21 protein-coding genes and 1 riboswitch are annotated in these 22722 nt (G+C 69.8%); of the genes, 18 read left to right on the top strand and 3 right to left on the bottom strand.

What is annotated here, in order from left to right:
- The first annotated feature begins 6 nt into the window (after nt 1-6).
- The 16 genes from VHAB30_RS24955 to VHAB30_RS24880 all read left to right on the top strand — a co-directional run bounded on the left by VHAB30_RS24955 (nt 7) and on the right by VHAB30_RS24880 (nt 16205).
- Nucleotides 7-852 carry an ABC transporter permease gene (locus VHAB30_RS24955; protein ID WP_390904034.1) on the top strand — a complete coding sequence of 282 codons (846 nt, stop codon included), beginning with the start codon at nt 7-9 and terminating at the stop codon, nt 850-852.
- Nucleotides 837-1631 (top strand): ABC transporter ATP-binding protein, encoded by a 795-nt coding sequence (locus tag VHAB30_RS24950; RefSeq protein WP_062481286.1) that lies wholly within the window; start codon nt 837-839, stop codon nt 1629-1631. The genes VHAB30_RS24955 and VHAB30_RS24950 overlap by 16 nt, the downstream gene beginning before the upstream one ends.
- A 7-nt stretch (nt 1632-1638) precedes the next feature.
- Nucleotides 1639-2376: a histidine utilization repressor gene (hutC, locus tag VHAB30_RS24945; RefSeq protein ID WP_062481289.1), complete on the top strand. Its 738-nt coding sequence runs from the start codon at nt 1639-1641 to the stop codon at nt 2374-2376.
- 71 nt (nt 2377-2447) lie between these two features.
- The gene (gene hutH, locus VHAB30_RS24940; protein WP_095951037.1) at nt 2448-4010 is read left to right on the top strand and encodes a histidine ammonia-lyase; all 1563 of its coding nucleotides are present in this window, start codon (nt 2448-2450) and stop codon (nt 4008-4010) included.
- Nucleotides 4011-4047: 37 nt separating this feature from the next.
- Nucleotides 4048-5775, top strand: coding sequence for a urocanate hydratase (gene hutU, locus VHAB30_RS24935; RefSeq protein ID WP_159278923.1), 1728 nt, complete (start codon nt 4048-4050; stop codon nt 5773-5775).
- A gap of 71 nt (nt 5776-5846) precedes the next feature.
- Nucleotides 5847-6686 (top strand): phytanoyl-CoA dioxygenase family protein, encoded by an 840-nt coding sequence (locus VHAB30_RS24930; protein WP_159278922.1) that lies wholly within the window; start codon nt 5847-5849, stop codon nt 6684-6686.
- Between the two features lie 133 nt (nt 6687-6819).
- A complete protein-coding gene (locus tag VHAB30_RS24925) occupies nt 6820-7554 on the top strand; it encodes an IclR family transcriptional regulator (protein ID WP_159278921.1) in 735 nt (244 codons plus the stop codon).
- A 52-nt stretch (nt 7555-7606) separates the two neighbouring features.
- A complete protein-coding gene (locus tag VHAB30_RS24920) occupies nt 7607-8359 on the top strand; it encodes a transporter substrate-binding domain-containing protein (protein WP_062482279.1) in 753 nt (250 codons plus the stop codon).
- A gap of 7 nt (nt 8360-8366) precedes the next feature.
- Nucleotides 8367-9035 carry an amino acid ABC transporter permease gene (locus VHAB30_RS24915; protein WP_062482282.1) on the top strand — a complete coding sequence of 223 codons (669 nt, stop codon included), beginning with the start codon at nt 8367-8369 and terminating at the stop codon, nt 9033-9035.
- On the top strand, nt 9032-9604 hold the full coding sequence (locus VHAB30_RS24910) for a HutD/Ves family protein (protein WP_159278920.1): 573 nt from the start codon (nt 9032-9034) through the stop codon (nt 9602-9604). The genes VHAB30_RS24915 and VHAB30_RS24910 overlap by 4 nt, the downstream gene beginning before the upstream one ends.
- Nucleotides 9605-9633: 29 nt before the next feature.
- The gene (gene hutI / locus VHAB30_RS24905) at nt 9634-10884 is read left to right on the top strand and encodes an imidazolonepropionase (RefSeq protein ID WP_159278919.1); all 1251 of its coding nucleotides are present in this window, start codon (nt 9634-9636) and stop codon (nt 10882-10884) included.
- Complete coding sequence (locus tag VHAB30_RS24900; protein WP_159278918.1) at nt 10881-12263, top strand: formimidoylglutamate deiminase; 1383 nt, start codon at nt 10881-10883, stop codon at nt 12261-12263. The genes hutI and VHAB30_RS24900 overlap by 4 nt, the downstream gene beginning before the upstream one ends.
- Before the next feature lie 6 nt (nt 12264-12269).
- On the top strand, nt 12270-13091 hold the full coding sequence (gene hutG, locus VHAB30_RS24895) for an N-formylglutamate deformylase (protein WP_062482294.1): 822 nt from the start codon (nt 12270-12272) through the stop codon (nt 13089-13091).
- The gene (locus tag VHAB30_RS24890; protein ID WP_159278917.1) at nt 13088-14245 is read left to right on the top strand and encodes a histidinol-phosphate transaminase; all 1158 of its coding nucleotides are present in this window, start codon (nt 13088-13090) and stop codon (nt 14243-14245) included. The genes hutG and VHAB30_RS24890 overlap by 4 nt, the downstream gene beginning before the upstream one ends.
- Before the next feature lie 67 nt (nt 14246-14312).
- Entirely contained in the window at nt 14313-15362 is a 1050-nt protein-coding gene (locus VHAB30_RS24885) for a homocysteine S-methyltransferase family protein (RefSeq protein ID WP_070064057.1), read from the top strand.
- Nucleotides 15363-15440: 78 nt separating this feature from the next.
- Entirely contained in the window at nt 15441-16205 is a 765-nt protein-coding gene (locus VHAB30_RS24880) for an SH3 domain-containing protein (protein ID WP_159278916.1), read from the top strand.
- 6 nt (nt 16206-16211) lie between these two features.
- On the opposite strand, the gene VHAB30_RS24875 is transcribed toward VHAB30_RS24880, so the two are convergent.
- Nucleotides 16212-17132 carry a LysR family transcriptional regulator gene (locus VHAB30_RS24875; protein ID WP_062474000.1) on the bottom strand — a complete coding sequence of 307 codons (921 nt, stop codon included), beginning with the start codon at nt 17130-17132 and terminating at the stop codon, nt 16212-16214.
- Nucleotides 17133-17234: 102 nt separating this feature from the next.
- On the opposite strand from VHAB30_RS24875, the gene VHAB30_RS24870 reads away from it, so the two are divergent.
- The gene (locus VHAB30_RS24870; protein WP_062473998.1) at nt 17235-17672 is read left to right on the top strand and encodes a PACE efflux transporter; all 438 of its coding nucleotides are present in this window, start codon (nt 17235-17237) and stop codon (nt 17670-17672) included.
- Nucleotides 17673-17693: 21 nt separating this feature from the next.
- Here the strand turns inward: VHAB30_RS24870 and VHAB30_RS24865 are convergent, their stop codons facing one another.
- Nucleotides 17694-18605 (bottom strand): lipase secretion chaperone, encoded by a 912-nt coding sequence (locus VHAB30_RS24865; RefSeq protein WP_159278915.1) that lies wholly within the window; start codon nt 18603-18605, stop codon nt 17694-17696.
- A gap of 11 nt (nt 18606-18616) precedes the next feature.
- Nucleotides 18617-19672 carry an esterase/lipase family protein gene (locus VHAB30_RS24860; protein WP_235926910.1) on the bottom strand — a complete coding sequence of 352 codons (1056 nt, stop codon included), beginning with the start codon at nt 19670-19672 and terminating at the stop codon, nt 18617-18619.
- Nucleotides 19673-19804: 132 nt separating this feature from the next.
- Nucleotides 19805-19880, top strand: a riboswitch (S-adenosyl-L-homocysteine riboswitch).
- 22 nt (nt 19881-19902) lie between these two features.
- Between VHAB30_RS24860 and metH the strand changes: the two genes are divergently transcribed.
- Nucleotides 19903-22665: a methionine synthase gene (gene metH, locus VHAB30_RS24855; protein ID WP_082818090.1), complete on the top strand. Its 2763-nt coding sequence runs from the start codon at nt 19903-19905 to the stop codon at nt 22663-22665.
- The last annotated feature ends 57 nt before the right edge of the window (nt 22666-22722 follow it).

Raw genomic sequence — 22722 nt, 5'->3', positions numbered from 1 at the left:
CCGCAGATGCAACCGATGACCGCCGCCCCGGCGCGCGCCGTGACGCCGCCGCCCGCGCCTCCCGTGCGGCGTCGCGTGTTCGCGCCGCTCGAGCCCATCAGCGCGTCCGCGCGCACGATGCTGGGGCTGGGCTTCTTCGTGCTCTTCGTGGTGGTGTGGGGCATCGCCACGCTGGGCGGCTTCGTGTCGCCCACCTTCCTGGCGAGCCCGATCGCGATGGTCAAGGAGGGCTGGCTGCTCTTCACCGAGTACGGCTTCATCGGCGACATCGGCATGACCGTGTGGCGCGTGTTCGGCGGCTTCCTGCTGGCGGCCGTCATCGCGGTGCCGCTGGGCGTGGCCATGGGCACCTGGAAGACGGTCGAGGCCTTCTTCGAGCCCTTCGTCTCGTTCTGCCGCTACCTGCCGGCCTCGGCCTTCATCCCGCTGCTCATCCTGTGGGCGGGCCTGGGCGAAATGCAGAAGCTGCTGGTGATCTTCATCGGCTCGTTCTTCCAGATCGTGCTGATGGTGGCCGTCACCGTGGGCGGCGCGCGGCGCGACCTCGTCGAGGCCGCCTACACGCTGGGCGCCAACAGCCGCGGCATCGTGGCGCGCGTGCTCATTCCGGGCGCCGCGCCGGGCATCGCCGAAACGCTGCGCCTCGTGCTGGGCTGGGCCTGGACGTACGTGATCGTGGCGGAGCTCATCGGCTCCTCGTCGGGCATCGGCCACATGATCACCGACAGCCAGGCGCTGTTGAACACCGGGCAGATCATCTTCGGGATCATCGTGATCGGCGTCATCGGCCTGTTGTCCGACTTCGCTTTCAAGGCGATGAATCGCCGTCTGTTTGCATGGGCTGCACTGTGAAGAACCAACTCTCCATTCAAGGCGTCTCGCGCGTCTTCACCGGCACCAAGGGCCAGCGCACGCAGGCGCTGCAGCCGATCGACTTCGAGGTGAAGGAGAACGACTTCGTCACCATCCTCGGCCCCTCGGGCTGCGGCAAGTCGACGCTCTTGCGCATCGTGGCGGGGCTCGACTTCCCGACCACCGGCCAGGTGATGCTCGACGGCGAGCGCATCGAAGGCCCCGGCGCCGACCGCGGCGTGGTGTTCCAGAGCTACACGCTCTTCCCGTGGCTCACGGTGGCGCAGAACATCCGCTTCGGCCTGCGCGAGCGCGGCATGAGCGAAGCCGACCAGAAGGAACGCAGCGAGTTCTTCATCGCCAAGGTCGGCCTGCGCGGCTTCGAGCACCACTTCCCCAAGCAGCTCTCGGGCGGCATGCAGCAGCGCACCGCCATTGCGCGCGCGCTGGCCAACGACCCCAAGATGCTGCTGCTCGACGAGCCCTTCGGCGCGCTCGACAACCAGACCCGCGTGCTCATGCAGGAGCTGCTGCTGGGCATCTGGGAGTCGGCGCAGAAGACGGTGCTGTTCGTCACGCACGACATCGACGAGGCGATCTTCATGGCCAACCGCGTGGCGGTGTTCAGCGCGCGGCCGGGCCGCATCAAGACCGAGATCGCGGTCGACTTCCCGCACCCGCGCAGCTACACCATCAAGACCTCGCCCGAGTTCATGGACATCAAGGCGCGCCTGACCGAAGAAATCCGCGCCGAGTCGATGGCCGCCGCGGAACATTGAAAGCACGATGAAACGCGACCTGCCGTCCCTCGCGCTCTATGCGCAAGTCAAGGATCACATCTCCCGCAAGATCCAGGACGGCACGTGGCCGCCCGGCCACCGCCTGCCTTCCGAGAACGAGCTGGTCGCGCAGTTCGGCATGGCGCGCATGACCGTGAACCGCGCCCTGCGCGAGCTCATGGAGCAGGGGCGCATCGTGCGCGTGGCCGGCGTCGGCAGCTTCGTGGCCGAGAACAAGCCGCAGTCCACGCTGCTGCAGATCGCCAACATCGCCAGCGAGATCCGCCAGCGCGGCCACGACTACCGCTGCGAGATGCTCGCGGTCGAGCGCCTCGCGGCCTCGCCCGACGTGGCCGCCTGGCTCGACCTGCGCGCGGGCGACTCCGTGTTCCACAGCGCCTGCCTGCACCTGGACAACGACACGCCCGTGCAGCTCGAGGAGCGCTACGTCAACCCGCAGGTCGTGCCCGACTTTCTCGAGCAGGACTTCACGGCCGTGCCGCCCAGCGAGTACCTGGTGCGCAACGTGCCCTTCGACCAGATCGAACACGTCGTCGATGCCGTGCTGCCCAGCGCCGAACAGGCCGAGCGGCTCGCGATGGCGCCCACCGACCCCTGCCTGCTGCTGACGCGCCGCACCTGGATCCGCAACACGCCCGTGACCTGGGTGCGCTGCCTGCATCCCGCTTCGCGCTACAGCCTGGGCAGCCGATTCAAGTCCGACGGCAACCCGACCTTCGGCTAGACAGACCGTTTTTTTTTCGACCCTCAGAGGCCCACGTTTTCTCTCGCAACCACTTGTATAGACAGGTTCACATGCCAAGCAATCACACCGCCACTTCCCACGCCACATTGACCCTCACGCCCGGCAAGGTCGACCTTGCGATGCTGCGACGCATCCAGGCCGGCGGCGTGCACCTTGCGCTCGACCCGTCGGTGCAGGACGGCATGGCCAAGGCCGAGGCCGCGGTGCGCCACATCGTCGAGAACGACGAGGTGGTCTACGGCATCAACACCGGTTTCGGCAAGCTCGCGAGCACGCGCATCGGCAACGACCACCTGGCCGAGCTGCAGCGCAACCTCGTGCTCTCGCACAGCGTGGGCACGGGCGAGCCGCTGGCCGCGCCGGTGGTGCGCATGATCCTCGCGACCAAGGCCGTGAGCCTGGCGCGCGGCCATTCGGGCGTGCGGCCCGCGCTGGTCGACGCGCTGCTGGCGCTGTTCAACGCGGGCGTCACGCCGAGCATCCCGTGCAAGGGCTCGGTCGGCGCCTCGGGCGACCTCGCGCCGCTGGCCCACATGGCCTGCGTGCTCATCGGCGAAGGCGAAGCGACGCTGGCCGACGGCAAGAAGGTCAGCGGCGCCGAAGCCATGCGCAGCATCGGCCTCGAACCCTTCGTGCTCGGCCCCAAGGAAGGCCTGGCGCTGCTCAACGGCACGCAGGTGTCGACCGCGCTGGCGCTGGCCGGCCTGTTCGGCGCCGAAGACGTGTTCGCCGCCGCGCTGATGTCGGGCGCGCTGTCGCTCGAAGCCATCCAGGGTTCGATCAAGCCCTTCGACGCGCGCATCCACGCCGCGCGCGGCCAGCCCGGCCAGATCGCCGTGGCCGGCGCCGTGCGCACGCTGCTCGACGGCAGCGAGATCGTTCCCTCGCACGCCGACTGCGGCCGCGTGCAAGACCCGTACTCGGTGCGCTGCATCCCGCAGGTGATGGGCGCCTGCCTCGACAACCTGGCCCACGCCTCGCGCGTGCTGGTCATCGAAGCCAATGCCGCGTCGGACAACCCGCTCGTGTTCTGCGACACCGGCGAGGTGATCTCGGGCGGCAACTTCCACGCCGAGCCGGTCGCCTTCGCGGCCGACATCATTGCGCTGGCCGTGAGCGAAGTCGGCGCCATCGCCGAGCGCCGCCTCGCGCTGCTGCTCGACAGCGGCCTGTCGGGCCTGCCGCCCTTCCTGGTGCGCGACGGCGGCCTGAACTCCGGCTTCATGATCGCGCAGGTCACGGCCGCCGCGCTCGCCTCGGAAAACAAGTCGCACGCGCACCCCGCCAGCGTCGACAGCCTGCCGACCTCGGCCAACCAGGAAGACCACGTGTCGATGGCCACCTTCGCGGCGCGCCGCCTGGGCGACATGGTCAACAACACCGCCGTGGTGGTGGGCATCGAAGCGATGGCCGCCGCCCAGGGCATCGAACTCAAGCGCAAGCTGAAGAGTTCGCCGCTGGTGGAAGCGGAATTCGCCCGCATCCGCCAGAAGGTCGCGTTCCTCGAGACCGACCGCTACCTCGCACCCGACATCGAAGCCATGCGCCTGTGGGCGCTCGCGGCCGACCTGCCGGCCGCGCTGCTCGACATCCTGCCCAGCCACTCGAAGTGATCCGTACCGACCGCCACCCGACAAGGAGAACCACGCCATGAACGCACCCGACAAATTCGCCCTGAACACCCCCACCGGCGCCGATCCGCGCCATGACCCGACCCGCGTGATCCGCGCCCCGCGCGGCACCGAGCTCAACTGCAAGAGCTGGCTCACCGAAGCGCCGTACCGCATGCTGCAGAACAACCTCGACGCCGAGGTGGCCGAGCGCCCGCAGGACCTCGTGGTGTACGGCGGCATTGGCCGCGCCGCGCGCGACTGGGCCTGCTACGACCAGATCCTCGCCTCGCTGAAGGAACTGGAAGACGACGAGACGCTGCTCATTCAATCGGGCAAGCCCGTGGGTGTGTTCAAGACGCACGCCGACGCACCGCGCGTGCTGCTCGCCAATTCGAACCTCGTGCCGAAGTGGGCCAACTGGGAGCACTTCAACGAGCTCGACCGCCAGGGCCTCTTCATGTACGGCCAGATGACGGCGGGCAGCTGGATCTACATCGGCAGCCAGGGCATCGTGCAAGGCACCTTCGAGACCTTCGTCGAAGCCGGCCGCCAGCACTACAACAACAGCCTCGCGGGCAAGTGGATCCTCACGGCAGGCCTGGGCGGCATGGGCGGCGCACAGCCGCTCGCGGCCACGCTGGCCGGCGCCGTGTCGCTGAACATCGAGTGCCAGCAGTCGAGCATCGACTTCCGCCTGCGCACGCGCTACGTCGACAAGCAGGCACGCGACATCGACCACGCCTTCGAACTGATCAAGCAGCATTGCGACGCCAAGGAAGCCGTGTCGATCGCGCTGCTGGGCAACGCGGCCGACATCCTGCCCGAGCTGGTCAAGCGCGCGAAGGCCGGTGGCCTCAAGCCCGACCTCGTGACCGACCAGACCTCCGCGCACGACCTGATCAACGGCTACCTGCCCTCGGGCTGGACCGTGCCGCAATGGCAGGCCGCCATGAAGGACGCGTCGCAACACGACGCCCTGAAGAAGGCCGCCGCGAAGTCGTGCGCCGTGCACGTGCAGGCCATGCTCGACTTCCAGGCCATGGGCATCCCCACGGTCGACTACGGCAACAACATCCGCCAGGTCGCGTTCGACGAAGGCGTGAAGAACGCCTTCGACTTCCCGGGCTTCGTGCCGGCCTACATCCGTCCGCTGTTCTGCGAAGGCAAGGGCCCGTTCCGCTGGGTGGCGCTCTCGGGCGACCCGGAAGACATCTACAAGACCGACGCCAAGATCAAGGAGCTGTTCCCCGACAACACCCACACCCACCGCTGGCTCGACATGGCGCGCGAGCGCATCGCCTTCCAGGGCCTGCCCGCGCGCATCTGCTGGCTCGGCCTGGGCGAGCGCCACATCGCAGGCCTGGCCTTCAACGAGATGGTGAAGAACGGCGAGCTCAAGGGCCCCATCGTCATCGGCCGCGACCACCTGGACACCGGCTCGGTCGCCAGCCCGAACCGCGAGACCGAAGCCATGAAGGACGGCACCGACGCCGTCTCCGACTGGCCGCTGCTCAACGCCCTGCTCAACACGGCCGGCGGCGCGACCTGGGTCAGCCTGCACCACGGCGGCGGCGTGGGCATGGGCTACTCCCAGCACTCGGGCGTGGTGATCGTGTGCGACGGCACCGACGCTGCGGCCAAGCGCATCGGGCGCGTGCTCTTCAACGACCCGGCCACCGGCGTCATGCGCCATGCCGACGCGGGCTACGACATCGCGGTCGCCACCGCGAAGAAGCAGGGCCTGAAGCTGCCGATGATCAAGTAACGCCGGCAGGCGCCGCAGGTGAAGTAAAAAAGCGGGTCACCCGACACCCGACACCCGAAGGAGACCCGACGATGACCCTCGATGCTTGCGACCTGCAGCGCCGCGTGCGCGAACGCGTGGACGACGCGCTGGTGGCGCAGTTCCAGCGCGACGGCGCGGTCTGCATCCGCCAGCTGCTCACGGCCGACGAACTCGCGCTGCTGCGTGACGGCATCGAGGCGAACCTGGCGGCGCCCAGCCCGCGCGCCAAGGTCGCGAGCCGGCCCGACGACCCGGGCCGCTTCTTCGAGGACTTCTGCAACTGGCAGGAGATCGACGCCTTCGGCCGCTTCATCCGGCAGGCGCCGCTGGCGCCCCTCGCGCAGCGGCTCATGGGCTCGGACACCGTGCGCCTGTACCACGACCACCTGCTCGTGAAGGAACCCGGCACGCGCCAGCGCACGCCGTGGCACCAGGACCAGCCCTACTACAACATCGAGGGCATGCAGAACGTCAGCATGTGGATTCCGGTCGATCCGGTGTCGCGTGCCGCCACGCTCGAGTTCGTGGCCGGCTCCCACAAGGGGCCGTGGCTCATGCCGCGCACCTTCATGGACAACCACGCCAAGTGGTTCCCTGAAGGCAGCCTGGACGACCTGCCCGACATCGAGGGCGCGCGCGAGCGCTTTCCCATCGTCGGCTGGGACATCGAGCCCGGCGACTTCGTCTGCTTCCACATGCTCACGCTGCATGCGGCCGCCGGCGTCGAGGGGCCGAACCGGCGCCGCGTGTTCTCGGTGCGCTTTATGGGCGACGACATCCGCCACGCGCCGCGCAGCTGGAAGACCTCGCCCGATTTCCCGGGCCTGGCCGAGCGCCTGCCGGCCGGCGCGCCGATGGACGATCCGCTCTTTCCGCTGCTGGTGCGCTGAGCCCCGGTAAGACGAAGGTAGAAAGAAAAAACGCGCTCATTCCCATCGAGTGGGAATTCGGGCTTGGTCGTGAGAACGGCGAGCAAGATACTGCACGCCGCATCCACTTTCGACCGCCCAGCGATTGCCCCCGATGACGACCCCCCTTGACGCTCCCGCCCACAACGACCGCGCGCTGTTCGTGCTGTCGGTGCTGGCGCAAAGCAAGGCGGCGATGACGGCGGCCGAGCTCGTGCAGGCCACCGGCCTGTCGCAGAGCACGCTGTACCGCCAGGTCGCCACCTTGCGCCGCTGGGGCTTCGTGATGGAGTCCGAGGGCCGCTACTCGCCGGGGCCCGTCAGCGTGCAGCTGGCCAGCGGCTTCGACGGTAACTCCGACCTCGTGATGGCCGCGCGCGCCGACATGCGCCTGCTGGCACAGCAAAGCCACGAGAGCGTGGCGCTCGTCACCCTGGTGAACGAGCGCGTCGTGTGCCTGGAGATGATCGACAGCGAACAGTCGCTGCGCTGCTCCTTCGACCGCGGCCGCAGCGTGCCCGCGCGCGACGGCGCCAGCGCCAAGTGCCTGCTGGCCCACGCACCCGACGACGCGCGCGACCTGCTGCTCGACGGCCTTGACGAAGGCCCCGAACGCCGCGCCGAGCGCGCCGCCGAACTCGACGCCATCCGCGCCGCCGGCCATGCCGTGACCCACGGCGAGGTCGATGCCGGCGTCTGGGGCGCGAGCGCGCCGGTGCTGGCCGCGGGCCGGCGCCTGCGCGGGGCGATCACGCTCATGGCGCCACTCACGCGCGTCGAAGGCATGGAAGCTGCATTGGTCCACATGACCGTCGTCACGGCGGCCCGCATCTCGCGCGCACTGCAGTAGTCGCCGCTTTTCTTTTTCTTTCTCCCTCCCTCACCTCCACGAAAGCCCTCCCATGAACACCCGTCGCACCCTCGTCGCCGCCGCCCTGTCCGGCCTCGCCTTCTTCGGTTTCGCTGGCGCCGCGCAAGCCCAGGGCGAGCCGCTGCGCGTGGCCACCGACGCCACCTTCCCGCCGATGGAGTTCGTGGAAAACGGCAAGCGCACCGGCTTCGACGTGGAGCTGGTCGAGGCCATCGGCAAGACGCTGGGTCGCAAGATCGAGTGGATCGACATCGACTTCAAGGGCCTCGTGCCGGGCCTCATCTCCAAGCGCTTCGACATGGCCGTGTCGGGCATCTACATCACCGACGAGCGCAAGAAGGTCGTCGACTTCACCGTGCCGTACTACGCCGGCGGCCTCGTGGTCATGGTGAAGGACAACAACACCACCATCAAGAAGCCGGCCGACATCAACGGCAAGAAGGTCAGCGTGCAGGTGGGCACCAAGTCCGTGTCGTACACGAAGGAGAAATTCCCGCAGGTGCAGCTGATGGAAGTCGAGAAGAACCAGGAGATGTTCAACCTCGTGGACATCGGCCGCGCCGACGCCGCCGTCACCGGCAAGCCCGCCGCCTTCCAGTACGTGCGCACGCGCGGCGGCCTGAAGGTGCTCGACGAGCAGATCACCACCGAGGAGTACGGCATGGCCATCCGCAAGGACACGCCCGAGCTCACCAAGGCCGTGAACGGCGCGATCGAGAAGCTCAAGGCCGACGGCACCTACGCGGCCATCGTGAAGAAGTGGTTCAGCGCCACCGCCAAGTAAGCGCGCCATGGACTTCGATTTCTCGCCCGTCTGGCAGGGCTGGCCCGACCTGCTGCGCGGCGCGCTGGTCACGGTGGAGATCACCGCCTGCGCGCTGGCGCTCGGTTGCGTGCTGGGCCTCCTGGTCGGCATCGGCCGGCTGAACCCGAAGCGGCGCTGGATCTACGGCGTGTGCACCGCCTACGTGGCGGCGATTCGCGGCACGCCGCTGCTGGTGCAGCTGTTCATTCTGTTCTTCGGCCTGCCGCACTTCGGCATCCTGCTGCCGGCCTTCGTGTGCGGCGTGCTGGGGCTCGGCGTGTACTCGGGCGCCTATGTGTCCGAGATCGTGCGCGGCGCGATCCAGTCGATCGACAAGGGCCAGACCATGGCCGCGCAGTCGCTGGGCATGACGCCCGGCGTGGCGATGCGCCAGATCGTGTTGCCGCAGGCCGTGGTGCGCATGATTCCGCCGCTGGGCAACGAGTTCATCGCGCTCATCAAGAACTCGGCGCTGGTGTCGCTGCTCACGATCCACGACGTGATGCACGAAGGCCAGAAGATCATCAGCGTGTCGTACCGCTCGCTCGAGGTGTACCTGGCCATCGCGCTCGTGTACTTCATGCTCACGGGCACCATGACCCTGATCCTGCGGCATTTCGAACAGAAGCTGCGCCAGGGCGGGTTGATGCGATGAGCGTGCAGCGTTTTTCGCGCGCGACCCTGCGCGCCACGCCCTGGAAGAACGGCGGCGGCACCACGCAGGAAATCGCCAGCTGGCCGCCAGGCGCGGGGCTCGACAGCTTCGGCTGGCGCGTGAGCATCGCCACCATCGCGTCGCCGGGCCCGTTCTCGGTGTTCCCGGGCATCGAGCGCCAGATCATGCTGCTCGAAGGCGACGGCGTGCGCCTCTTCACGCACGACGGCCGCGTGTCGCACCGGCTCGACGTGCCGCACCAGCCCTTCGCCTTTTCCGGCGACGACCCGATCGACTGCACGCTGCTCGGCGGCGCCTCGAACGACTTCAATGTGATGGCGCGCAGCGGCCAATGGCGCGCCGACGTGCAGGTGCTGGAACGCGCCGCCGACATCGCGCCCGCGCCGCACGGCGTGCTGTTGGCCTTGCGCGGCGAGTGGCGCTTGAATGACGGCGAGGCCCTGGCTGAAGGCGAGGGCCTGTGCTGGACCGACGCCGCGCAGGCATGGCAGGCCGCGCCGGCGAGCGACGGCGCGCGGCTGGTGGCCGTGCGCTTCGTGCCGGCCTGAGCGGCCCAAGCAAAGAACAGGAGATGACGATGACACCCCCCAGCGAATTCCCCTCGGCCGACGGCCTGTGGACCGGCCTGCGCCTGGCGCCCGGTGCGGCGCCCGGCGTCACCTTGGCGCCCGACGCCGAAGCCGCCCTCGTGGTCGCGCAGGGCACGGTCCGCTGGGTCGGCGCGCGCGCCGACCTGCCCGCCGAGTTCGCGGGGCTCGCGTCGCACGACGGCGGCGGCGCGCTCGTCACGCCCGGCCTCGTCGATTGCCACACGCACCTGGTCTACGGCGGCCAGCGCGCCAACGAGTTCGCGATGCGGCTGGCGGGTGCCACGTACGAAGAGGTGGCGAAGGCCGGTGGCGGCATCGTCTCGTCGGTGCGCGCCACGCGCGAGGCCGACGAAGACACGCTGTTCGCCCAGGCCGCTGCGCGCCTCGAGCAGTTGCTGGCCGACGGCGTCTGCGCCATCGAGATCAAGTCGGGCTACGGCCTGGCGCTCGAGCACGAGCGCAAGCAGCTGCGCGTGGCGCGGCGACTGGGCGAGGCTTACGGCGTCACCGTACGCACCACCTTCCTCGGCGCGCACGCGCTGCCGCCCGAATACGCCGGCCGCAGTGGCGACTACATCGACCTCGTCTGCAAGGAGATGCTGCCCGCGCTCGCCGCCGAAGGGCTGGTCGATGCGGTCGACGTGTTCTGCGAACGCATCGCCTTCTCGCTCGCGGAAACCGAGCAGGTCTTCCAAGCCGCCCAGGCGCTGGGCCTGCCCGTGAAGCTGCATGCCGAGCAGCTCTCCGACATGGGCGGCGCGGCGCTGGCCGCGCGCTACGGCGCGCTGTCGTGCGACCACATCGAGCACCTGTCGGCCGACGGCATCGCGGCCATGCGCCAGTCGGGCACCGTGGCCGTGCTGCTGCCCGGCGCCTACTACACGCTGCGCGACACGCACCTGCCGCCCATCGACGCGCTGCGCGCCGCGGGCGTGCCGATGGCCGTGTCGACCGACCACAACCCCGGCACCTCGCCGACGCTGAGCCTGCTGCTGATGGTCAACATGGCCTGCACGCTGTTCCGCCTCACCGTGCCCGAGGCGCTCGCCGGCGTCACCGTGCACGCGGCGCGCGCGCTCGGCCTGCAGGACACGCACGGCGCCATCGCGCCCGGCATGCCCGCCAACTTCGTGCTCTGGAACCTGCACGACGCCGCCGAGCTGGCCTACTGGTTCGGCCAGCAGCCGGTGCGCGCCGTGGTGCGCCAGGGACGCATCGCCATCGGAGCCACCGAATGACACACACGCTTTTCGCAGCCGATGCGCTGCTGCCCGCAGGCTGGACGAAGAACGTCCTGCTGTCGTGGAACGACGCCGGCCAGCTCACGCAGGTGCAGGCCGGCGCGCAACCGCCCGCGGGCGCGCAGGTGGCGACCGGCCCGGTGATCCCGGGCATGCCCAACCTGCATTCGCACGCCTTCCAGCGCGCGTTCGCGGGCCTCACCGAGCACCGCGCCGAGCAGCAGGACAGCTTCTGGAGCTGGCGCACGCTGATGTACCGCTTTGCCGCGCGCCTCGGCCCGCAGCACATGGAGGCCATCGCGACCTGGCTCTACGCCGAGATGCTCGAGGCGGGCTACACCAGCGTGTGCGAGTTCCAGTACGTGCACCACGACACCGACGGGCGTCCCTACGCCGACGACGCGGCGCTGAGCCGCGCGCTGCTGCGCGCTGCGCACAACACCGGCATCGGCTTCACGCTGCTGCCCGTGCTCTACCAGACCAGCGGCTTCGGCGACCAGCCGCCCACCGAGGGGCAGCGCCGCTTCATCCGCTCGACCGAATCGATGCTGCGCCTGCTCGACACGCTCAAGCCCGACTGCGACACGCAGGGCGCGCGCCTGGGCCTGGCGCCGCATTCGCTGCGCGCCGTGCCGCCTGAGGCGCTGCGCGAGGCGCTCGCCGGCCTGGACGCCATCGACCGCACCGCGCCGGTCCACATCCACATCGCCGAGCAGACGAAGGAAGTGGACGACTGCGTGGAGTGGAGCGGCCTGCGCCCGGTCGAATGGCTGCTCGACCACGCGGCCGTCGATGCGCGCTGGTGCCTCGTGCACGCCACGCACATGAACGACGCCGAGTACGAATACGCGGCACAGAGCGGTGCGGTCGCGGGCCTGTGCCCGACCACCGAGGCCAACCTGGGCGACGGCATCTTCGACTTCGCGCGCTGGCGCAGCCACGGCGGCGCCTGGGGCGTGGGCTCCGACAGCCACGCCAGCGTCAACGCGGCCGAGGAGTTGCTGATGCTCGAGTACAGCCAGCGCCTGGGCCGGCGCCAGCGCAACGTCGGCGCCAGCGCGGCGCAACCGCACGTGGCCACCGCGCTCACGCTCGAAGCCGTGCAGGGCGGGGCGCAGGCGGCGGGCCGCGCGGTCGGCGGGCTGGCCGCGGGGCAGCAGGCCGACTTCGTCGTGCTCGACGCCCATCACCTCGCGCTGCAGGGCCTGTCGGCGCCTGACATGCTCTCGGCCCATGTGTTCGCGAGCCACCGCACCTCGGCCGTCGACGCGGTCTGGGTGGCGGGCCGCCCACGCGTCACGGCGGGCCGGCATGCGCTGCATGGCGATGCCGCCGCCGCCTTCGTTGCCGCGCGCACCCAACTCCTCAAGGACTGAATTCCCATGGCCTTCACCACCACCGAACCGGCGTTCCGCTTCCGCCAGGGCACGCGCCCGCTGCTGATCTCGATGCCGCACGTCGGCACGCACGTGCCGCCCGCGCTGGCCGCGCGCTTCACCGACGAGGCACGCCATGTGCCCGACACCGACTGGCACCTCGAACAGCTCTACGACTTCGCCGACGCACTCGGCGCGTCGGTGCTCGTGGCCACGCACTCGCGCTACGTGGTCGACCTGAACCGTCCGCCGGACGGCGCCAGCCTGTACCCGGGCCAGAGCGTCACCGGCCTGTGCCCGGTCGACACCTTCGACGACACGCCGGTCTACGCGAAGCCCGAAGACCACCCGTCCGACGAAGAAGTTGCCGAACGCCGTGAGGCCGTCTGGCGCCCGTACCACCAGCAGCTGCAGGCCGAGCTCGATCGCCTCACGGCCGCGCACGGCACCGTCGCGCTGTGGGACGCGCACTCGATCCGCTCCGTGCTGCCGCGCTTCTTCGAAGGCAAGCTGCCCGACCTGAACCTGGGCACCGCCGACGGCAAGAGCTGCGACCCCGCGCTGGCCGCCACGCTGCGCGGCATCGCCGAATCGGCGCCGGGCTACACCGGCGTGCTCAACGGCCGCTTCAAGGGCGGCCACATCACGCGCCAGTACGGCAACCCGGCCGGCGGCGTGCACGCGGTGCAGCTGGAGATGACCCAGTCGAGCTACATGCAGGAAGCGCTGCCCTTCGACTACCTGCCCGACGTGGCCGCGGGCGTGAAGCCGCACGTGCGCCGCATGCTGGAAGCGGTGCTGGCCTTCGTCGAAGGCGGCGCCCGGTGAGCGCCGCCATCCACGCGTTCGCGCGCCCCGAGGTGCCGCCGCTGCCGCCCTACAACGCGGGGCTGTCCTCGGAGGCCGTGCGCGCGCGCTACGGCGTCAGCGAGATCGCGCGGCTGGCGAGCAACGAGAACCCGTACGGCCCCAGCCCCGCGGTGGCGCGGGCGCTGGTCGACCTGGCGGCGCGCGCGGGCACCTACCCCGACGCCAACTCCACGGCGCTGCGTGCCGCCATCGCGCAGCGCACCGGCGCGCAGCCCGGCGAGGTGGTGATCGGCAACGGCTCGGAAGACATCCTGCAGATGCTGTGCCAGGCGCTGCTGTCGCCGGGCGACCGCGTGCTCACGCAGCGCCCGGCCTTCGGCCTGCACGAGATCTACCCGCGCATGATGGGCGCGCAGGTCGAGCTGCTGACGCTCACGCCGGAACTCGGCTTCGACCTCGACGCCTGGTGCGCCGCGCTCGCGCGCGGGCCCAAGGTGGTGATGCTGGCCAACCCCTCGAACCCGGTCGGCTGCATGTTCGATGCGGACGACTTCGCGCGCTTGCTCGCGGCGGTGCCCGCGGGCACGCTGCTGGTGGTGGACGAGGCCTATTACGAATATGCGCGGCTGGCGCCCGGCTACCCCGACGTGCTCGCCCTGCTGCGCGCATGGCAGGCGGCCGGCGAAGGCCGCGCCCCCTGGATCGTGCTGCGCACCTTCTCCAAGGCCTGGGGCCTGGCCGGCCTGCGCGTGGGCTACGGCATCGCGTCCGACGCGGCGCTGGTGCAGCTGCTCGACCGCGTGCGCACGCCCTTCAACGTGAACCTGGCGGCGCAGGCCGCGGCGCTGGCGGCCTGGGGCGACGAGGCCTTCATGGCGCAGGCGGTGGCGCGCACCGTGCAACAGCGCGAGGCGCTGGCGGCGCAGCTTCGCGCCCTGGCCGGGTCGGTCTGGCCGGGCCTGCGCATCGCGCCGTCGGCGGCCAACTTCCTGTTCGTCGACCTCGGCCGGCCCAACGCGCCGGTCAACGAGGCCTTGCTGGCGCGCGGGATCATCGTCAAGCCCTGGAAGGAGCCGGGCTTCGAGACCTTCATCCGCGTGTCGGTGGGCACCGACGCGGACAACGCGCGCTTCGTGCAGGCGCTGGCGGAGATCGCGGGCGGGCAAGGCTGACACTGGGGCCGGGTCGCCAAGACCCGCCTGCGCGCCGGGCCAGACCGGGGTTTTTACAATCGCGGACATGACCAAGCCCCTCATCTATACCCGCGGCCAGGCGCTGCCGGGCATCCTCGCCAACCGCATTGCCATCCTCGACGGCGCGATGGGCACGATGATCCAGCGCTTCAAGCTCACCGAAGAGCAATACCGCGGCGAGCGCTTCAAGGACTTCGAGCGCGACGTGAAGGGCAACAACGAGCTGCTGTCGCTCACGCGCCCCGACGTCATCACCGACATCCACGAGGCCTACCTCGCGGCCGGCGCCGACCTCATCGAGACCAACACCTTCGGCGCCACCACCATCGCGCAGGAGGACTACAAGATGGCCCACCTGGCGCGCGAGATGAACCTCGAATCGGCCAAGCTGGCGCGCGCGGCCTGCGACAAGTACAGCACGCCGGACAAGCCGCGCTTCGTGGCCGGCGCCCTCGGCCCGACGCCCAAGACGGCGAGCATCAGCCCCGACGTGAACGACCCGGGTGCGCGCAATGTCGATTTCGAATCGCTGCGCGCGGCGTACTACGAGCAGACCGAAGCGCTGGTCGAAGGCGGCGCCGACGTGATCCTGGTCGAGACCATCTTCGACACGCTCAACGCCAAGGCCGCGCTGTTCGCGGTGGACGAGTACTTCGACAACAGCGGCCAGCGCCTGCCGCTGATCATCAGCGGCACGGTGACCGACGCCTCGGGCCGCATCCTCAGCGGCCAGACCGTGACCGCCTTCTGGCACAGCGTGCGCCATGCGCAGCCGCTGGCCATCGGCCTGAACTGCGCGCTGGGCGCGACGCTGATGCGCCCCTACATCCAGGAGCTGGCGCGCGTGGCGGGCGACACCTACATCAGCTGCTACCCGAACGCCGGCCTGCCCAACCCGATGAGCGACACCGGCTTCGACGAGACGCCCGACGTCACCTCGCGCCTGCTGCACGAGTTCGCGGCCGAGGGGCTGGTGAACATCGTGGGCGGCTGCTGCGGCACCACGCCGGACCACATCGCGGCGATCGGTGCGGCCGTGGCGCCTGCCAAGGGCCGCCTCCTGAACAGCAACGGCTTCTACAAAGAAGCCGCCTGAAGCCGGGCGCCGCGCGCGCCCTCGGCTGATTGACGGCTCCCCGCCCCACGCCTACGCTGGGGCGCACAGGAGCCTCCCATGAACGCCACATCCTTCTTGCGCCGCGCTGCCTTGGGCGCGCTCGTTTTGTTGCTGCCGCTTGCGGCGGCGGCGCAGCAGGCCTTCACGCGCGGCGCGGTCAACCTGCGCGCCGGGCCCTCGGGCGACTACCCACTGGTGGCGCGGCTCGGGCCGGGGCAGCCGGTCGACGTGGTCGGCTGCACCAGCGGCTACGGCTGGTGCGACGTGGTGCTGCCCGACGGCGGGCGCGGCTGGGTCTGGGCCAGGAACCTCGACTACGCCTACCAGCAGCAGCGCGTGCCGCTGGCCACCTACGGCGCGGTCATCGGCGTGCCGATCGTGAGCTTCGTGATCGGCAGCTACTGGGCCGACTACTACCGCGACCGCCCCTGGTACGGCGACCGGCGCTGGTGGGGCCACCGGCCCCCGCCGCCACCGATCGCGGGCTGGCGTCCGCCGCCGCCCGTGCACCCGGGCTGGCAGCCGCGGCCCTGGCCGGGGCCTGGCGTGCGTCCGCCCCACGGACCTGGGGTCCGTCCGCCTCATGGGCCTGGGGTCCGTCCCCCGCACGGGCCGGGCATCCGACCGCCCGTCGACCCCGGGTTCCGCCCGCCGCGCCCGCAGCCGGGCTTCCGGCCCGGGCCGCCGCCGGGCGTGTCGCATCCGCATCCGGGCGGGGGCCGGCCCGGTGGGGGCGGCGGGGGCGGAGGAGGGCGTCCGCACGGCGGGGGCGGTGGGCACGGCGGTGGAGGCGGGCACGGCCACGGCCACGGAAAGAATTGACCCGGCTCACACGGCCGGCGTCCCGATGCCGGCCGCCGCCTGCCGGTCGCGCGCGATCAGCGCCACGAAGCGCTGCGCGCCCAGGCCCAGCGGCCGTTCGCGCGACCACACCACGTCCACCCACAGGTCCAGTCCGTTGCTGAGGTTCTCGAACGGGATCTCGACCAGCGCGCCCGCCGCCACGTGGGGCCGCGCGAAGTTGCGCGGCAGCCAGCCCCAGCCCAGCCCGGCGGTGATCAGGCTCAGCGCGGCCAGCGCGTTGTCGGTGCGCCAGACATGCCGCGCGAACACGAAGCGCGGGTCGCTGGTGGCCAGGTCGCGCCCCGCGACCACGATCTGGCGCGTGTTGGTCAGGTGCTCCTCGCGCAGGCGCCCGCCGGCCGCGGCGCGCAGCACGGGGTGCTCGGGCGCCATCACGGCCACCATGGTGTCGCTGCCGACCTCCTGGAAGCCCTCGCGGCCGTCGAGGCTGGGGCGCTCGAACACCAGCGCCAGCTGCGCCCGGCCGCTGTGCAGCAGCGCCAGCGCGTCGGCCTGCGGCGCGGCCAGCACCTCGACCTGCAGCAGCGGGTAGTCGTCGGCCAGCGCGGCCAGGGGCCCGCTCCAGGGCGCGGCCAGCAATTCGGGCGCGATGGCCAGCGTGAGCCGGTCTTCCAGCCCCTGCGTGAGCGCCAGCGCCTGCACCTGCAACTGCCGCAACTGGGCCGCGAGCAGCCGCGCCTGCGGCTCGAGCGAGCGCGCGGCGGACGTGGGCTGGGGCTCGCGGCCGCTGCGGTCGAACAGCGGCAGCGCCAGCTCGGCCTCCAGGTTGGCGATGGCCATGCTCACGGCCGACGGCACCTTGCGCAGCGCCCGCGCGGCGGCCGAGAAAGAGCCGTGGTCGATCACGGCCAGGAAGACCTCGACGTTGTCGCTGGAGAAAGCCATGGCGCCCCGATCTATCAATAAAACTGAAATAAGTTAACTTTTTATATCAACTAAAAGCAAATAAAGTCCCTCCATCGCAGTCAAACACACAGAGAAACAGTCATGCAGGGCCTTCAGCGTCGGATCGTTTACATCTCCCTCTACGAGGGCATCGCCATCGTGGCGGCCAGCGCCGGCCTGGCCCTGATGTCGGATGCGGGGCTCGGCCACTCGGGCCTGCTGGCCGTGGGCGCCTCGGTCATCGCGGTGATCTGGAACCTGACCTTCAACGCCCTGTTCGAGCGCTGGGAGTCGCGCCAGGCGGTGCGCGGGCGCAGCCTGAAGCGCCGCATCGCCCACGCCATCGGCTTCGAGGGCGGCCTGATCGCCTTCCTGGTGCCGATGCTGGCCTGGGGCCTGGGCGTGTCGCTCTGGCAGGCGCTGGTGATGGACCTGGGCCTGGTGGTGTTCTTCCTGGTCTACACCTTCGTTTTCAACTGGGCCTTCGACCGCGTGTTCGGCCTGCCGGCCTCGGCCATGGGCGAAGCGCAGCCTGCGTAAGCCTGCGCTTACTTAGCCGATTCACTTCGCCGGCTTGGACGCGGCGGCCGAGCGCATCGCCAGGGCACCGCTCAGGCGCAGGCGCTCGTTTTCGTTGAAGAGCGTCTCGCGCAGCTGGGCCCGCTCGGCCTCGGGCGTGCTGGCGTAGCGGTCGAGCCGGGCGTTCCATTCCTGGGTTTCCTGGTCGAGCGCGGCCAGGCCGCGCGCCACCTCGTAGCCGTAGGCCTCGCTGCGCGCGGCAAAGCGCTCCTGGGGGCTGGCGTCGCGTGCCTGCAGCGCCTCGGTCTGGCGCATCACGTCCAGATGGGCCACGGCCTCCTTGCGCACCTCGCGCTGCGCGGGCGACAGCCAGGCCTGCTCGCTTTGCGCGAGCGCCGCGGCGCGCTGCTCGGGCGTGAGGTCGGGGTTGGACAGCAGCTCCATCTTCTCGGCCATGAACTGGTCCTGCCGGATCTGGTCGCCGAACAGGCCTTCGATTTCCTCGGGCGCGAAGAACTGCCGGCGCACCGCCTCGCGCGCCTCCAGGCTGCGGCGCAAAAAGGCCGGGTCGCCGGGCGCGGGCGGCTGCAGGGTGCGCAGGGCCTCCTGCATGTCGACGTAGCGCTCCAGCAGGCCCAGCGCGCGCACGCGCCAGTCTTCGCGCAGGCGCTGGGCGAGCAGGGCGGGCGCGCGGGCCATCAGCGTGGCCTTGCTGTCGGCCTGCGCTTCGGCGAGCACCTGGTCGAAGAGGGTGATGAGGTCGCTGGTGAGCAGGGCGTCGGGGGCCGCTGCGGTGGACTGCGCCGGACGAGGCGCGGTGGGCACCGCGACCTCCGCCGTGGCGCGCGGCGCGGCGGCCTGCGGCGCGTCGACCGCCCCCGGGCCGAGTGCCAGCCAGCCGGTCCCCGCGGCCACCAGCGCGACGGCGCCGATGGTCAAGGCCACGCCGCGCATGCGCAGCGTCCTCAGAGCCCCGCGCTCTTGAGCCGTGCGGCCTGTTCCCTGAACAGCTCCGGCGGCTTCTTCTCGTAGTACGGGAACTGGCTGCCGTAGGTGTTGCCGAAGGCCTGGTTCACCTCGTCCAGGTGGTTCTGGCGGTAGTCGCCCAGGTGGGTGCCCAGGCGCGTGGTGCAGACCGCGAGCAGGCCGTCGTTGGCCTCGCCGAAGAAGAACAGGCTGCCCAGCGTCGACAGCGCCGTGTCGCTCGGGTCGAACAGGTTGAAGCTGGTCGACACGCCCGACCACGAGTAGTAGCGCACGCCGTTGGCCACGGCCGCACCGCTCTTCACGTCGCAGGACGAGCCCGGCGCGGGGCGCCCCTGCGGGAACTTGGCGTCGAAGGCCGCGCCGCCCGCCGTGGTCAGCGAGGCCAGCGCGTTCAGCGGCACTTCGGGCAGCTGGCTCGGGTCCTTGCCCGAGAGAAAACCGATCAGCCCCGTCAGCAGGCCGACGGCCTTCACCACCAGCGTCTGGCCGATGCCGCCCTCGGGCAGCTTGGCCAGCAGGTCGGCCACCTTCGAGCCGCCGTTGGCGCCGCCCACCGACGTGACCGAGGCCACCATGTCGGGCGCCACCGCCGCCACGTAGCGCACCGTGGGCGAGCCCTGCGAATGGCCGATCAGGTTGAACTTGAGCGTGGGGTTCTGCTCCAGCGCGCGGATGGTCTTGAGCTCCTGCAGCAGCTGCTCGCCGCGGATCTCGGAGGTGTTGGTGCCCGACACCTGCGCCACGTACACCTTGGCGCCCGCAGCGGCCAGCCTGCCGGGGATGTCGTAGAAGTAGTCGACGCCCAGCAGGTTGTCGAAGCCCAGCAGGCCGTGGACCAGCACGATCGGGTACTTCGTCTTCGCCGTGTCGGAGGTGACGCGGGCCTCGACGCGGGTGGCGCTGTCGCCGGCGGCGGCACGCGCCGGTGGCGCATGAACCGCGAGGGCCGCGGCGGCCAGGAGGCCGCAGCTCAGGGCCACGGCGCGCATCGGGGTGGCTGCATGCTGCAACCGGACATTCCACTTCCTGGCCATCGGCGAACTCCCTTACGTTTGGTTAAAAACACGAACGTTCGTTCAGAAACGGTGGGCGCATTCTGTTGACACGTGCAGGAATGAAAACTGGGGTTTTCCCAGGGCGCAATCGAATCGACCTAAAATGCGCGACTTCCCAAGGAGCGTTGCAGCGGTTCGCCACAGAGGTGAATCGTCAGGCTTGGGGCGACAACGACGCTCGCCTGTCCGACTCTTCCGCAGGTGAGGCCATGTCCCAGATTCCCGCATCCGTTTCCGCTCCCGTCGCTCCCCCTCCCATGAAGCTGTCCGGCCTCGAGCCGGTCGCCATTGGCGAAGGCTCGCTGTTCGTCAACATCGGCGAGCGCACCAACGTCACCGGCTCCAAGGCCTTCGCGCGCATGATCCTCAACGGCCAGTTCGAGGACGCCCTGGCCGTCGCGCGCCAGCAGGTGGAGAACGGCGCGCAGGTGATCGACATCAACATGGACGAGGCCATGCTCGACAGCAAGGCTGCCATGGTGCGTTTCCTGAACCTCATCGCCAGCGAGCCCGACATCGCGCGCGTGCCGGTGATGGTCGACAGCTCCAAGTGGGAGGTCATCGAGGCCGGCCTGCGCTGCATCCAGGGCAAGGGCATCGTCAACTCGATCTCCATGAAGGAGGGCGTGGACAAGTTCAAGCACGAGGCCAAGCTGGTCAAGCGCTACGGCGCCGCCGCCGTGGTCATGGCCTTCGACGAGAAGGGCCAGGCCGACACCTACGCACGCAAGATCGAGATCTGCGAGCGCGCCTACCGCGTGCTGGTCGACGAGGTGGGCTTTCCGCCCGAAGACATCATCTTCGACCCGAACATCTTCGCCATTGCCACCGGCATCGAGGAGCACGACAACTACGCGGTCGACTTCATCAACGCCGTGCGCTGGATCAAGCAGAACCTGCCCGGCGCCAAGGTGTCGGGCGGCGTGAGCAACGTGAGCTTCAGCTTCCGCGGCAACGACCCGGTGCGCGAGGCCATCCACACCGTGTTCCTGTACCACGCGATCCAGGCGGGCATGGACATGGGCATCGTCAACGCCGGCATGGTCGGCGTGTACGACGACCTCGAACCCACGCTGCGCGAGCGCGTGGAAGACGTGGTGCTCAACCGCCGCCCCGACGCGGGCGAGCGCCTGGTCGAAGTGGCCGAGACCGCCAAGAGCGGCGCCAAGGACGACAGCAAGAAGCTCGAATGGCGCGGCACGCCCGAGCACCCGGTGCACGTCAACCAGCGCCTGTCGCACGCGATGGTGCACGGCATCACCGACTTCATCGTCGAGGACACCGAAGAGGCCTACCAGCAGATCCTCGCCAAGGGCGGGCGTCCGCTGCACGTGATCGAAGGCCCGCTCATGGACGGCATGAACATCGTGGGCGACCTGTTCGGCCAGGGCAAGATGTTCCTGCCGCAGGTGGTGAAGTCGGCGCGCGTGATGAAGTCGGCCGTGGCCCACCTCATTCCGTACATCGAGGAAGAAAAGCGCCAGGACGAGGCCGCGGGCCGCGACGTGCGCACCAAGGGCAAGATCATCATCGCCACCGTGAAGGGCGACGTGCACGACATCGGCAAGAACATCGTCACCGTCGTGCTCCAGTGCAACAACTTCGAAGTGGTGAACATGGGCGTGATGGTTCCGTGCCACGAAATTCTGGCGAAGGCCAAGGTCGAGGGCGCGGACATCGTGGGCCTGTCGGGCCTCATCACGCCCAGCCTCGAAGAGATGCAGTACGTGGCCGGCGAGATGCAGAAGGACGACCACTTCCGCATCAAGAAGATCCCGCTGCTCATCGGCGGCGCCACCACCAGCCGCGTGCACACGGCCGTGAAGATCGCGCCGCACTACGAAGGCCCCGTGGTCTACGTGCCCGACGCCTCGCGCAGCGTGAGCGTGGCGCAGAGCCTGCTCTCGGACCAGGCCACCGCGTACATCGACGAGATCAACGCCGACTACGAGAAGGTGCGCACGCAGCACGCCAACAAGAAGCAGGTGCCGATGTGGCCGCTGGCCAAGGCGCGCGCCAACAAGACGCCTGTCGACTTCGCGAACTTCGTGCCCACCGTGCCCAAGTTCATCGGCCGGCGCGTGTTCAAGAACTTCGACCTCACCGAGCTGGCCAAGTACATCGACTGGGGCCCGTTCTTCCAGACCTGGGACCTGGCCGGCCCGTTCCCCGCCATCCTGAAGGACGAGATCGTCGGCACCGAGGCCGTGCGCGTGTACGCCGACGGCCAGCGCATGCTCAAGCGCCTCATCGAAGGGCGCTGGCTCAGCGCCAGCGGCGTGGTCGGCTTCTGGCCCGCCAACACGGTGAACGACGACGACATCGAGCTGTACACCGACGAGACGCGCAGCGAGGTCGCGCTCACTTGGTACGGCATGCGCCAGCAGACCGAGAAGCAGATGATCGACGGCGTGATGCGCCCCAGCCGCTGCCTGGCCGACTTCGTCGCGCCCAAGGACAGCGGCGTGAAGGACTACGTCGGCGTGTTCGCCGTCACGGCCGGCCTGGGCGTCGAGAAGAAAGAGAAGTTCTTCATCGACGACCTCGACGACTACTCGGCCATCATGCTCAAGGCCCTGGCCGACCGGCTGGCCGAGGCTTTTGCCGAAGCCATGCACCACCGCGTGCGCACCGACCTGTGGGGCTACGCGCCCCACGAGGGCCTGAGCAACGACGACATGATTGCCGAGAAGTACCGCGGCATCCGTCCCGCGCCCGGCTACCCGGCCTGCCCCGACCACAGCGTGAAGGGCCCGATGTTCGACCTTCTGAACTGCGCGGACATTGGCATGACCCTGACGGAGAGCCTCGCTATGATGCCCGCCGCCAGCGTGAGCGGCTTCTACCTCGGGCACCCCGATGCGACGTACTTCAACGTCGGCAAGATCGGGCACGACCAGTTGCAGGACCAGGCCGCGCGGCGCCGCACGAGCGAAGCGGAGCTCGAGCGCCTGCTGGCGCCGAACCTTTGAACCTGCCGGCCGGTCGGCGCGACCGGAGTGACCGGCCACGGGAGTTGATATTCAGAA

This window comes from Variovorax boronicumulans (assembly GCF_009811375.1).
Classification (GTDB): domain Bacteria; phylum Pseudomonadota; class Gammaproteobacteria; order Burkholderiales; family Burkholderiaceae_C; genus Variovorax; species Variovorax boronicumulans.
This window is presented reverse-complemented; position numbering and strand designations above follow the sequence as displayed.